The organism is Streptacidiphilus sp. EB103A (assembly GCF_041261405.1).
Lineage (GTDB): Bacteria > Actinomycetota > Actinomycetes > Streptomycetales > Streptomycetaceae > Streptacidiphilus.
The window spans coordinates 195,781-208,119 of sequence record NZ_JBGCAQ010000010.1 but is presented as its reverse complement, the minus strand read 5'-3'; the positions used below and the strand labels follow the sequence as shown (position 1 = coordinate 208,119).

Annotated in this window: 11 protein-coding genes and 1 tRNA gene; 1 reads left to right on the top strand and 11 read right to left on the bottom strand. The window is 70.6% G+C overall.

All coding sequences use genetic code 11. The annotated features are described in order from the left end of the window. Positions 1–25: 25 nt before the first annotated feature. From ABH941_RS18515 to ABH941_RS18495, 5 genes are all read right to left on the bottom strand, one after another. Positions 26–1,480, bottom strand: coding sequence for a peptidoglycan D,D-transpeptidase FtsI family protein (locus ABH941_RS18515; protein ID WP_370130457.1), 1,455 nt, complete (start codon positions 1,478–1,480; stop codon positions 26–28). A 91-nt stretch (positions 1,481–1,571) separates the two neighbouring features. Further along, on the bottom strand, positions 1,572–2,993 hold the full coding sequence (locus ABH941_RS18510) for an FtsW/RodA/SpoVE family cell cycle protein (protein ID WP_370130456.1): 1,422 nt from the start codon (positions 2,991–2,993) through the stop codon (positions 1,572–1,574). 49 nt (positions 2,994–3,042) lie between these two features. Beyond that, complete coding sequence (locus ABH941_RS18505; protein ID WP_370130455.1) at positions 3,043–4,647, bottom strand: protein phosphatase 2C domain-containing protein; 1,605 nt, start codon at positions 4,645–4,647, stop codon at positions 3,043–3,045. A 167-nt stretch (positions 4,648–4,814) separates the two neighbouring features. After that, entirely contained in the window at positions 4,815–5,348 is a 534-nt protein-coding gene (locus ABH941_RS18500) for an FHA domain-containing protein (protein ID WP_370130454.1), read from the bottom strand. A gap of 10 nt (positions 5,349–5,358) precedes the next feature. After that, positions 5,359–6,300 (bottom strand): FhaA domain-containing protein, encoded by a 942-nt coding sequence (locus ABH941_RS18495; RefSeq protein ID WP_370130453.1) that lies wholly within the window; start codon positions 6,298–6,300, stop codon positions 5,359–5,361. A gap of 439 nt (positions 6,301–6,739) precedes the next feature. On the opposite strand from ABH941_RS18495, the gene ABH941_RS18490 reads away from it, so the two are divergent. Further along, a tRNA-Leu gene (locus tag ABH941_RS18490) sits at positions 6,740–6,822 on the top strand. 102 nt (positions 6,823–6,924) lie between these two features. On the opposite strand, the gene ABH941_RS18485 is transcribed toward ABH941_RS18490, so the two are convergent. The 6 genes from ABH941_RS18485 to ABH941_RS18460 all read right to left on the bottom strand — a co-directional run bounded on the left by ABH941_RS18485 (position 6,925) and on the right by ABH941_RS18460 (position 12,305). Then, the gene (locus ABH941_RS18485; protein WP_370130451.1) at positions 6,925–7,707 is read right to left on the bottom strand and encodes an ANTAR domain-containing protein; all 783 of its coding nucleotides are present in this window, start codon (positions 7,705–7,707) and stop codon (positions 6,925–6,927) included. A gap of 6 nt (positions 7,708–7,713) precedes the next feature. Next, positions 7,714–8,382: a hypothetical protein gene (locus ABH941_RS18480; protein ID WP_370130450.1), complete on the bottom strand. Its 669-nt coding sequence runs from the start codon at positions 8,380–8,382 to the stop codon at positions 7,714–7,716. A gap of 75 nt (positions 8,383–8,457) precedes the next feature. Next, positions 8,458–8,862 (bottom strand): STAS domain-containing protein, encoded by a 405-nt coding sequence (locus ABH941_RS18475; protein WP_370130449.1) that lies wholly within the window; start codon positions 8,860–8,862, stop codon positions 8,458–8,460. Positions 8,863–9,059: 197 nt separating this feature from the next. After that, positions 9,060–9,719, bottom strand: coding sequence for a zinc ribbon domain-containing protein (locus tag ABH941_RS18470; protein WP_370130448.1), 660 nt, complete (start codon positions 9,717–9,719; stop codon positions 9,060–9,062). 140 nt (positions 9,720–9,859) lie between these two features. Continuing rightward, a complete protein-coding gene (locus tag ABH941_RS18465; protein ID WP_370130447.1) occupies positions 9,860–10,045 on the bottom strand; it encodes a 4-oxalocrotonate tautomerase family protein in 186 nt (61 codons plus the stop codon). A 127-nt stretch (positions 10,046–10,172) separates the two neighbouring features. Beyond that, positions 10,173–12,305, bottom strand: coding sequence for an MMPL family transporter (locus tag ABH941_RS18460; protein ID WP_370130446.1), 2,133 nt, complete (start codon positions 12,303–12,305; stop codon positions 10,173–10,175). Positions 12,306–12,339 lie beyond the last annotated feature (34 nt).

Genomic DNA, 12,339 nt, shown 5'->3' with positions numbered 1-12,339 from the left:
CCCGGGCGGGTCGCCGGAGGGCCGGTCACTTGCCGAGGCCGGCCTCCATCATCTTCTTGGCGATCGGCGCGGCCAGGCCGGAGCCGGAGATCTCGTCACGCTGGGCGTTGCTGTCCTCGACGACGACGGCGACCGCGATCTGCTTGTCGCCCATCTTGGCGTAGGAGACGAACCAGGCGTACGGATTGTCGGAGTTGTTCTCGCCGTGCTGGGCGGTGCCGGTCTTGCCGCCGACGGTGGCTCCGGAGATCTGCGCCGGGGTGCCGGTGCCGTTCTGGACCACGTTGACCATCATGGTCTGGATCTCCTGGGCGACCTGTGGCGTGGTGGCCTGGGAGAGCACGGTCGGCTTGGTGGTGTCGATCACATTGACGTTGGCCGAGCGCTCCTGGGCGACCAGGTAGGGCTTCATCAGGGTGCCGTTGTTGGCGATGGCGGCGGCGACCATGGCCATCTGCAGCGGGGTGGCCCGGGTGTCGAACTGGCCGACCGAGGACAGCGCGTTGGACGGCCGGTTGATGTTGGTGTCGTAGTTGCTCTTGGTGACCCCCACCGGGATGGTCAGCGAGGAGCTGTTGAAGCCGAACTTCGCCGCCTCGGCGGCCATCTTCGCGTTGCCGACCTCGTCGCCGATCTTGGCGAAGACCGTGTTGCAGGACACCCTCAGCGCGTCGTTCATGGACACGTTGAGGCAGTTGTCACCGGCCTCGTTCGGCAGCGTGGTGGTGGTCTGCGGAAGGGTGTACGGGTCCGGCGAGTCGGTCTTGGCGTTGATGTCGGTAATGACGCCGTTCTCCAGCGCAGCCGCCGAGGTGATCAGCTTGAAGGTCGAGCCGGGCGGATAGGTCTGCCGCAGGGCCCGGTTCAGCATCGGCTGGGACTTGTCCGCGTTGAGGCTGGTCCAGGCGGCCTGGTTGTCACTCCCGGCGATCGTGCCCGGGTCGTAGGAGGGCACGCTGACCAGGCCGAGGATCGCGCCGGTGGTCGGGTCCAGGGCGACCGCCGCGCCCTTCTTCCCGGCGCTGGTGAAAGCGGTGTACGCGGCCTGCTGCACCTTGGGGTCGATCGTGGTGACCACGTCGCCGCCCTGCTTGGGCTTGCCGGTGAGCAGGTCCAGGGTGTTGCGGATGAACAGCCGGGAGTCGTTGCCGCTGAGGATCGGGTTCTCGACGTTCTCCAGCAGGTTGCTGCCGTAGACCTGGGAGGAGAAGCCGGTCACCGGGGCGTAGACGGCCCCGTCGGTGTAGCCGCGCTTGTACTTGTAGGTGTTGCCGTCGACCTCGATGTCCTTGGTGACCGGCTTGCCGCCGACGATGATCTGGCCGCGGGGGTAGCTGTACGCCTCGATCAGGCCGCGCTTGTTGTTGGCGTTCTTGTTGAGCGAGCTCGCCTGCACGCCCTGGACGTAGTTCACCCTGATCATCAGCGCGAGGACCAGGACCAGGCAGAACACCGACACCCGGCGGATGGGTTTGTTCATGTGCCTTCTCCTCCGGGTACCGGGCAGTCAACCACTTGTCTACAGGTCCATCTTGTCCATCTTGGCTACGCTCATCTTGTCTACACGGTCATCATGACGGTCCGAGCACCTGGGTCGGTTCTGCCGCGGTCTCCGGCGCCGGGGCCGGGCGCCGGGCCACGTCGCTGATCTTCAGCAGAATGGCGATCAGGGCCCAGTTGGTGATGACGGAGGAACCGCCCTGGGCCATGAACGGCAGAGTCATACCGGTCAGTGGGATGGTACCGGTCACTCCGCCCGCGACGATGAAGACCTGGAGGGCGAAGGCCCCGGACAGGCCGACGGCCAGCAGTTTGCCGAAGGGGTCGCGGGCCGCCAGCGCGGTCCGCAGGCCGCGTTCAAACAGCAGTGCATAGAGCAGGAACAGGGCCATCAGCCCGGCCAGACCGAGCTCCTCGCCGATGGTGCCGAGGATGAAGTCGCTCTTGGCGGCGAAGCCGATCAGCCAGGAGTGGCCCTGGCCGAGCCCGGTGCCGAGGACGCCGCCGGCGCCCAGCGCGAACAGCGACTGGCCGATCTGGCCGACCCCGCCGCCGTTCGGGGCCGCGGTCAGCGGGTGCAGCCAGTCGGTGATCCTGGACTGCACATGGGCCTCGGTGGCGGCCACCGCCCAGAAGCCGAGACCGGCCATCAGCAGCCCGAAGAGGATCCAGCTGGTGCGCTCGGTGGCCACGTAGAGCATGACCACGAACACGCCGAAGAAGAGCAGCGAGGTGCCCAGGTCGGTCTCGAAGACCAGGATCAGCAGGCTGAGCAGCCAGACCGCGATGATCGGCCCCAGATCGCGGCCGCGCGGCAGGTAGAGGCCGAGGAAGCGGCGGCTGGCCAGCGCCAGCGCGTCCCGCTTCGCCATCAGGTAGCCGGCGAAGAACACCGACAGCACGATCTTGACGAACTCCCCGGGCTGGATCGAGAAGCTGCCCACATGGATCCAGATCTTCGCGCCGAAGTCCGAGGCGCGGGTGGGCATGAAGGCCGGGGTGGCCAGCAGCACCAGGGCGACCAGACCGGCGATGTAGGTGTAGCGCTGCAGTAAGCGGTGGTCCTTGAGCAGGGCCATCACACCGATGAACAGGGCGATCCCCAGGCCGGTCCAGATCAGCTGGTTCTGTGCGGCCGGGAAGTTGCGCGCCAGCTGGCGGGCCTTGTCCAGACGCCAGATGAAGACCAGGCCCAGGCCGTTCAGCAGGGCCGCGATCGGCAGCATCAGCGGGTCGGCGTAGGGGGCGAAGCGGCGTACCGCGAGATGTGCCAGCAGCGCGAACAGGCCCATCCCCAGGCCGTACTCCAGCATCCCGGCCGGGACCCTGCCGTCCATGGCCAGGCCGGTGTCGGCGTAGGCGAACAGCGGGATCAGGACGGCGAAGACCAGCAGCACCAGTTCGGTGTTGCGGCGGTTGGGTGCGCCCTGCGGCACGATCGTCGCGGTGGCATGGCCGCGCGGAACGCTGCCCCGGGCAGCGGCGGCGGTCACGGTGCCGCCCGGGGCGTCGCCGCCCCGGGACCGGTGTTCCGAAGGTTGCTCAGGCGGCGACGCACAGGGCAGCCAGCTGTTGCTGCTGTTGGGTGCTGAGGGTGGAGGAGGCCGACGGGGAGGGGTTCACGGCCGGGGCGGTCGCGGAGGCGGTCGCGGTCGGCTTGGCGCCGGCCTTGGCGCTCGCGCCGGCGCTCGGAGAGGCACTGGCGGTGCTGCCCGGCAGGGTCCCGGCCTTGACGGACTTGCAGACGTTCGCCTGGGTCTGCAGCTGGGCCAGCTGGGTCTGGGCGTCCTTGAGGCTGGCCGTGGTGATGGTGTTCTTCACATGCGTCTGGTCCATCTGCGGCAGATCGCTCAGCTGGACCGTCGAGGGCTGGTAGACCTTGGACAGGCTGAGGCCGGCCAGGTTCTGGTTGACGCCCTTGTAGATCGCCACGGTCGCGCCGTCGGCGCCGATGAAGTACTGGGTCTGGGTCCAGCGGTAGCCGAGGTAGCCGGCGCTGCCGATCAGCGCCAGCACCACCAGCAGCACCACGGCCGGAACGGCCCAGCGCCTGCGGCCGCTGCGCCCCCTGCGGCGGCTGCGGCGGCTGCCCTCCTCGGGGAGGTAGTCCTCCTCGTCCTGGGCGTAGCCGTCGGTGTGCTCGTCGTACCCGGTGTCCTGATACGCGCCGTCCTGGTATCCGGCGTCTTGATACGCGCCGTCTTGATACTCGGCGTCTTGGTACTCACCGTCTTGATACTCGCCGCCGTCGTAGCCGGGCTCGGCCACGGCCACGCCGCCGGGCTGCTGCCGGCGGCCGAGCGAGGCGGCGCGGGCCGCCGGGGTGTTGGCCATGGTGTGGTGGCTGATCGTGGGGGGCCCGTCGGCGACCGCGCCCACCACCACCGGGGTGTCGGTGAAGTGGCCGGCCACGGTGTCGCCGTCGGTGACGTCCAGGACGTCAGCGACCACGCAGGTGATGTTGTCCGGGCCGCCGCCGCGCAGCGCCAGCTGGATCAGCTCGGCGACGGTCTGCTCGGGGGCGTAGTAGCTGCCGAGGGTCTCTTCCAGGGTCTGGTGGCTCACCACGCCCGAGAGGCCGTCGGAACAGATCAGATAGCGGTCCCCGGCCCGCACCTCACGGATCGACAGGTCGGACTCGACCTCGCCGGTGCCCATCAGCGCGCGCATGATCAGCGACCGCTGCGGATGGGTGCTGGCCTCCTCCTCGGTGATCCGGCCCTCGTCCACCAGCCGCTGCACCCAGGTGTGGTCCTGGGTGATCTGCGACAGCGAGCCGTCGCGGAGCAGGTAGGCACGGGAGTCGCCGATGTGGATCAGGCCGGCGCGCTGGCCGTCCCAGAGCAGCGCGGTGAGCGTGGTGCCCATGCCCTCCAGCGCGGGATCGCCCTCGACGAGCAGCCGCAGCCGCTCGTTGGCGCGGTCGGCCGCCTGGCTCAGTGCGGTCAGCGGGTCGGTGCCCGGCACGTCCTCGTCCAGCTCGACCATGGTGGAGAGGACCTCGGAGGAGGCCACCTCGCCGGCCGCCTGGCCGCCCATGCCGTCGGCCACGGCGAGCAGCCGCGGACCGGCGTAGCCGGAGTCCTCGTTGCCCTCCCGGATCATGCCCTTGTGCGACCCGGCGGCGAAGCGCAGCACGAGGCTCATGTGCCGTCCGCCCCCTTCCCTCGGTCCCCTGCGCGATGCCCCGGTGCAGCGTGCGTTGATGCATCGTACGGTGCGCGGCGCCGGCTGTCCGGGCGCGGGTGCGCCGAACCGATACCGTCCCCGCTCGGGTCGGGGACGGGGGGCTGCTGCCCATGCCTCATGCGTGACTACTTCCGCAGCTCGATGACGGTCCTGCCGATGCGGATGGCCGCTCCCGGCTGGAGCGGGGTGGGGCTGGTCAGCCGGGTCCGGTCCAGATAGGTGCCGTTGGTGGACTGCAGGTCCTCGACGATCCACTGGCCGGTCTGGTCGGGGTAGATCCGGGCGTGGCGCGAGGACGCGTAGTCGTCGTCCAGGACGATGGTCGAGTCGTGGGCCCGGCCGAGGGTGATGGTCTGGCCCTGGAGCGCCACCGTGGTGCCCGCCAGCGACCCCTGGGTGACCACCAGCTGGGTCGGGCCGCCGCGGCGCGAACGGCCGCCGCCCTGGGTCTGCTGCCCGCGGGCCTCGCGCTGCGGCGGGGGCTGCTGACGGCCCGTCGGCGCGGCGCCGGCGTTGGTGCGGCGCGCTGCCGCGGTGGTGCGCTGCACGACCTTGGTGCCGAACAGGTCGCTGCGGATGACCTGCACCGCGACGATGACGAACAGCCACAGGACTGCGAGGAATCCCAGTCTCATGACGGTGAGGGTCAGTTCTGACATGTGCCCCGCGTCACCCTTCGGCTTGCCGGTAGACGATGGTGGTGCTGCCCATGACGATCCGTGAGCCGTCGCGCAGCGTAGCGCGCTGGGTGTGCTGTCCGTCGACCACGATGCCGTTGGTGGAGCCGAGGTCCAGGACCATCGAGGGCGAACCGATCCGGATCTCGGCGTGCTTGCGGGAGACTCCGGGGTCGTCCACCCGGATGTCGGCCTCGGTGCTGCGGCCCAGGACCACCACCGGCGTGCTCACCTGGTGGCGGTCGCCGTTGATCTCCAGCCAGCGCCTGGTGGTGGCGGCGCCGTAGCCGCTGCCGGGCAGCGGCCGGACGTTGTTGTGGTCGGCGGCGGAAGCCTCGGGGTGGACGGCCGCAGCCGGGGGCGGGGAGCCCGGCTGCACTGCGGGGAAGGCCGGTGCGGTCGGCGGCAGCGGCGGCACCTGGGGCTGCCAGGCCTCGGCCTGGCGCCCACCGTAGGGCTGGCCGGCTCCGGGTGCCGCGCCGTAGGCCGGCGGCTGGGGCCGGGCCGGGGGCTGCTGGTACGGCTGCGCGTAGGGGTCGGCGGCCGGGGACTGGGCCTCGGGGGTCGACTCGATCCGGCTGCGAACCCGGTACAGGCCGGTGTCCAGGTCCGCGGCCTGCTCCAGGGCCACCTTGAGCGGGCCCATGAAGGAGTAGCGCTGCGCCTGGGCGTATTCGCGGACCATCCCGGCCAGTTCCCCGCCGAGCTGAGCGGCGTAGGGGCTGAGCCGCTCGTAGTCGTGGGTGCTGAGCTCCACGATGAAGTCGTTGGGGACGACCGTGCGGTCGCGGTTCCAGATGCTGGCGTTGTTGTCGCACTCGCGCTGCAGCGCTCCGGCGATCTCCACGGGCTGCACTTCGGACTTGAACACCTTGGCGAAGGCGCCGTTGACGAATCCCTCGAGTCGCTGCTCGAACTTCTTCAGGGCTCCCACGGGGCACCCCCTTCCATCGGGCGTTCTGTCTCCGCCGCGCGGGCGCGCGGCGGCAGCATGCTTGTCGTCCTACTGATCGTATCTACGCCCGGGGCCGACGTGCGGTTCCTCGGTGAAGAGGAGTGGCCACGTGGGGTCGGTCACGGTGGGACGGCAGGCGATGCGGTTGTTCGCGTTCTTGCGGGGTGTCACAGTATGAAGAATGCCATTGCGAGGGGCCCGACCGGTAAGAGTCGGGGCGTGCAGGCTGAGACGTACCCGGAGGAGGGGGTGGTCATCCGTGGATCACCCGTTCGGCTTGGGCCGGGACGGCGCCCGAGGCCGTCCCCGGCACGGTAATGGGTGGGCAGGAGCACCCCTCCGACGTGCTAATGTTCTTCTTGTCGAAAGGCGCTGCCGCAGGAACGCAGAGGTGGCGGGGCCGACGACATCACTCACTGCGCGAGTGGCGGAATGGCAGACGCGCTGGCTTCAGGTGCCAGTGTCCGAAAGGGCGTGGGGGTTCAAATCCCCCCTCGCGCACAGCGAAGCACCGACGAAAAGGTGCCTCCAGCAGAGACGGAAGTCGCTGAGGGAGGCACCTTTTCGCGTTGGGCGCCGGCCCGGGGCGCCCCTCCCCGGGGATTACTCGGGCGCGGGGGTCGGCGTGAAGCCGGTGTCGCCGGGGGTGATGTCCAGGCCGCGCAGGACGGTCTCGGTGTCGAGGGTTCCCTCGGTGACCTGACGGGCGAGGTCGCTCAGCCGCAGTCGGTGGCTCCGGGCGTGGTTGCGCAGGATGGTGAAGGCGTCGTCGATGGTGGTGTGCCAGCGTTCGGCGAGAATGCCCTTGGCCTGCTCGATGACGATGCGGGTGTTCAGGGCGGTCTGCAGCTGGACCCGTTCGAGCTGGCTCTGGTGCAGGGTGCGCTGCTGCAGGATGGCGATGGTGGCGATGTCGGCCAGCGCCTGCGCCAGCAGCTGGTCGGCGGTGGTGAAGGTGCCGGGCTGCTCGTGGAAGAGGTTGAGGGCGCCGACCACGCGCTGGCGCAGCCGCAGCGGGATGGCGTGGGTGCGGGCGAATCCGCTCTGCCTGGCCTGCGCGGTGAAGCGCGGCCAGCGGGTGAGGGCGGCGGCGGTGGTCAGGTCGATGTCGGTGCGGGCCTGGCCGCTGCGGTAGCACTCGACGCAGGGGCCCTGGTCGTGTTGCAGGGCGAAGAGTTCCAGCATCCGGGTGTTCTCGTCGGAGGCGGCCAGCAGCTGCAGTTCGTCGTACTGGTTCGCCAACAGGATCCCGGCGGCGGAGACGTCCAGGAGTTCCACGCAGCGCTCCGACAGGCGCTGCAGCAGGTCGATGATGTCGAAGTCGTCGGTCAGGGAGTCGGCGACCTCCACGAAGACCTCGGTGATGCGTTGCTGCGCGGATGTCATCTCGGGTCAGTCCTTGTCTTCCGTGTCCAGGCGTAGCTGTCGGGTGACGATGTCGTGGGAGACGTCGTTGACGGGGCGTCCGCTCCGGTAGGCGTAGGCGCGCAGGCGGAGCAGGGCGTCGGCCAGGGGGAGGGCGAGCTGGACGCTGAGCATGCCCACGGCCTGGTGGACCACGGCGCGGTAGAGGGTCTGCGGTGGTTCCCAGCGGTCCAGGTAGTGCGCGGTCAGGGCGACGGCCAGCCCCAGGGCGTCCCGGGTCTGCGGGTCGCCGAGCACCCCCGGGGCGGTCCTGACGGCGGTCAGCGCCCCCAGCCGGATCGCGCCGATGCCCAGCGGGAAGCAGAACACGGCGCGTACGGGCAGGAGTTCGGCTTCGGCCGGCAGGGTGCCCCAGCGTTGCGGCTGGACCTGGCGCAGGTCCGGTTCCAGGACCGGCAGGCCGCTGCGGGCGGCGTCGAGGGCGGGTCCGCAGCCGAGGGTGAACTGGAGGTCGTCGAAGCGGCGGGAGAGAGCGGAGGAGGACCACAAGACCTCGCCGGTCGGGCCCGCGCTCTGCGGGGTGACGGTCACCGACAGGCCGTCCACGCCCAGCACCCCGGCTCCGAGCCGGCCCGGATCGGACCGGCCGGGGCCCTGCAGTCGGGCCAGCACGGCGGCCATCCGGTCACTGACCATGGCGTACGCAGGGTGTGTCGGTGTTCATCGCGCCCCCTGGTTCCGGTGGCGCTTGGCCGGTGCCGGGCGCTGTACTCAGCGTAGTGCGGAACCCCCGGTGACGGGCTCGGCCGGGCGGTTGGCGAGGGCGTCGGCGACGGTGGCGTGGCGCGGGAACTGGCCGCGCAGCCCGGTCACCGTCAGCAGTCGGGTGATCCGGTCCTGGGCGTAGACCAGCCGCAGCCAGCCGCCGCTGTGCTCGGCCCTGGCCCGGGCCGAGCACAGCACCCCCAGCGGCGCGCAGTCCATGAAGGTCACCTCCAGCAGGTCCACGACCAGACCCCGGCCGGCCGCGCCCATCGCACCGCCTCCGGCGCGGATGCCCCCGAGGAGGTCGAACCGCAGATCCTCCGCGGTGACCAGATCCAGTTCCCCGGACGCGGTGACGACCCGGTGGCGGGCGAGGATCACCTTGACGCCATATCCGCTGCCGACATCCATCGGAACGTCTCCCTGCCTCGGCCTGCCTGCTGCTGGGCGAGACCGGGGTCCCGGGTTCCGCTGTCACGAGCGTAAGCGAGTGCGCCGGACTTTCAGGAGTTCGACGCCTTGTTGCCAGGTAGCGTCCGCTTGTGGCCACATTCTGGCCGTATGCCGACCCCACCAGGCACAAAGGCACAAGAATCCGCGTCCGCGGGTCAGCGTCGGGTGCCGCAGTCCGGGCAGAAGGCCGCGCCCTGGGGGATCTCGGCGTTGCAGGAGGCGCAGTGGTCGGCCTGGGCGAGCCGGTGGCCGCAGCCGGGGCAGAAGCGGGCGCCGTGGGTTTCGGTGCTGCACTGGGGGCAGACCAGTTGCCGGCGCTGGTCGGTGTCGAAGGAGGCGGCCTGGGCGCTGCCGGTCTCGTAGGCGCGCTGCGAGACCGCGTCGTTGAGCCCGCGTTGCTGGGCGGCGAGGGCCTCGGCGGCGGTGTCGGGGGCGCAGCCGAGGCACAGGCCCTGGGCGGCGTTCCAGCAGCGGGCGCAGACGTAGTTGGTGCAGCGGCCGCAGCGGTTGAAGTGGGTCTTGGCGTCGTCGATGGACTTCTGGAAGGCGGCGTCCTTGGCCGGGCCCCAGTTGGCGCCGACCAGCCCGCCCAGCGCGCTGGAGGCCTCGCTGCCGGCGCGGCCGAACGCGCCCCAGGCGCTGCCCACCACGCGGTCGGCCCAGCCCGCCATCCGTCCGCTGGTGTAGGGCTGGAAGGCGGAGCGCCAGGTGTCGGAGCAGCGCCAGCAGGAGAACTCGAACTGGAACCCGGCTCCGGTGCCGTGCTGTTCGCACAGGTCACGGTAGTTGTTGCTGAAGTAGATCTCGTTGCTCATGGCGCTGCTTCCCCCACACCTGCTGTACCCGGTCGGATCCCTGCAGGCACAGGGTGGCACAACGGCACGGCGGAGGGCACGGGTCGACGGATGTTCCGTTCAGAACCGTTATGTCCGCCGTGCCGCAGCGCCGTTGGGCCTCAGCGGTCGGCGATCAGCGTTCCGCCGGTGGCCCAGTTCTCGGCGGGCAGTTCGTCGATGGTGACCCATACCGACTCGGGCTTGTTCCCCATCACCCGTACGTAGGCGTCGGTGAGTTCGCGGGCGAGGGCGCGCTTCTGCTCCTCGGTGCGTCCGGCGATCTGCTTGACCTGGATGAGCGGCACGGTGCTGACTCCTTGTGAGGAAAGGACGGGGACGGGATGACTCGGGTGCCATCCTCGCCGACGGCGATGGCGAAGAAGACCGACGGCCCGTCAGCCGGGTTGCTGACGGGCCGTCCAGGTCGTGCGGTCAGGTCGTGCGTTCCGACTGCGGGTCGAGGGCTGCGGTGCCGCCCCGGGCCGCCGGTGCCGTGCCCGGTGCGGTGATCCGGCCCAGCGCGCTGGGCCACCACAGCCGCCGGTCCAGGTCCATGGCCAGCGCGGTGACCAGGATCGAGCGGACCACCAGGGTGTCCAGGAGCACGCCCAGGCAGACCGCGAAGCCGATCTCGGCGAAGCCGACCACCGGCAGCGTCCCCAGCACGCCGAAGGTGCTGGCCAGGATCAGACCGGCCGAGGTGATCACACCGCCGGTCGCGGCCAGCCCGGCGAGCGCGCCGCCGCGGGTGCCCCGGTTGAAGGACTCCTCCCTGACCCGGGTCATCAGGAAGATGTTGTAGTCGATGCCCAGGGCCACCAGGAAGACGAACACGAACAGCGGGAAGGCGGTGTCCTCGCCCTGGAAGTGGAACAGGTGGGCGAAGGCGAACGAACTGACGCCCAGGGCCGAGGCGAAGGACAGCACCACCGTCGCGATCAGCAGCAGCGGCGCCACCACCGCCCGCAGCAGCAGCGCCAGGATCAGCAGCACCACCACCAGCACGATCGGGATGATCAGGTAGTCGTCGTGCCGGGACGCCCGATGGGTGTCCAGCTGCACCGCGGTGTTACCGCCCACCTTGGCCTGCGCCCCCGGGAGGGCGTGCTCGGCGGCCCTGACCCGGTCCACGGTGTCCTGGGCGGCCTTGCTGTCGGGTGCGGAGGACAGGGTGCCGGTGAGGTAGGCGAGGTCGCCCTTGACCACCGGCGGGGTGGTCGAGGCGATGCCCTGGACCCCCGCCAGGGTCGACTGCGCCTGCGCCGCCGCGCCGGCCGTGGTGATCACGACCACCGGCGATCCCGAGCCGGCCGGGAAGTGCTCGGCCAGTACGGTCTGGCCGACCACCGAGTCGGGCTTGCCGGTGAAGGCGCCGGCCGTGGACAGGCCGTCGGCCTTGAGGCTGAACAGGCCGAGCGCCAGTGCCCCCAGGGCCAGCGTGGTCCCGACCCAGACCAGCCGGGGACGGCGGGAGATACCGCCGCCGACCCTGGCCCAGACGCCGCTCTCGGTCGGCTCGGCGGTGCCGAAGGCCGGCTTGACCGGCCAGAAGATCCAGCGCCCGCAGATCACCAGCAGGGCCGGCAGCAGGGTCACCATCGCGGCCAGCGCGACCGCGATGCCGATGGCGCAGACCGGGCCGAGGCCGCTGGTCGAGTTCATCCGCGCGAACAGCAGGCAGAGCATGCTGACGGCGACGGTCGCGGCGCTGGCGATGATCGCGGGTCCGGCCCGGTGCATGGCCTCGGCCATGGCCTCGTGCCGGTCCTCGTGCCGGCGCAGCTCCTCGCGGTAGCGGGCGACCAGCAGCAGGGCGTAGTCGGTGCCCGCGCCGATGACCAGGACCACCAGGATGCCGCCGCTCTGCGCGTTGACGGTCAGTCCGGCGTGCTTGACCAGCAGGTAGATGACGGCTTCGGCGGCGGTCAGGGCCAGCCCGGAGGACAGCAGCGGCAGCAGCCACAGGGTCGGGCTGCGGTAGGTGAGCAGCAGCAGGACGACGACCACGCCCAGGGTGGCGTAGAGCAGGGTGCCGTCGATCCCGGCGAAGGCCTTGCTCTGGTCGGCGCCGACCCCGCCCGGCCCGGTGACGTGCACGGTCAGGCCGGGGTCGCCCTGGGTCGCGGTGCTGCGCATTTTGTCGACGGCCGGGGTGAGGTTGTTCCAGCCACCGCTGGCCATGTCGATGGGCACCACGGTCTGCAGGGCCTTGCCGTCCTGGGACTCGACCGGCCCGGTGATCCGCCCCTGGACGTGCGGGGCGGATGCGAACGCGGCGACGTCGGCGGTGGCCTTGGCCCTGTCGGCGGCGGTGATGCCGGAGTCGCGGACGTAGAGGACGACGGCCGGGGCGCTCTGGGTGCTGGTGAACCGTCCCTCCAGGTTCAGCACCTTGGTCGATTCGGCGCTGCCGGGCAGCCAGCTCGACGCCTGGTTGTCCTCGGCGCCGGTGAGCTTGCCGACCAGCGGTGCGAGCACGAGCAGCAGGATGATCCATGCGGCGAGGACGACCCACTTGCTTCGTCTTCCGCAGGGCAGGGCGGCGAGCCGCCGGGCGAGGTTCATATGTGTGTATCCCCCAATTGGACGCGATACATCG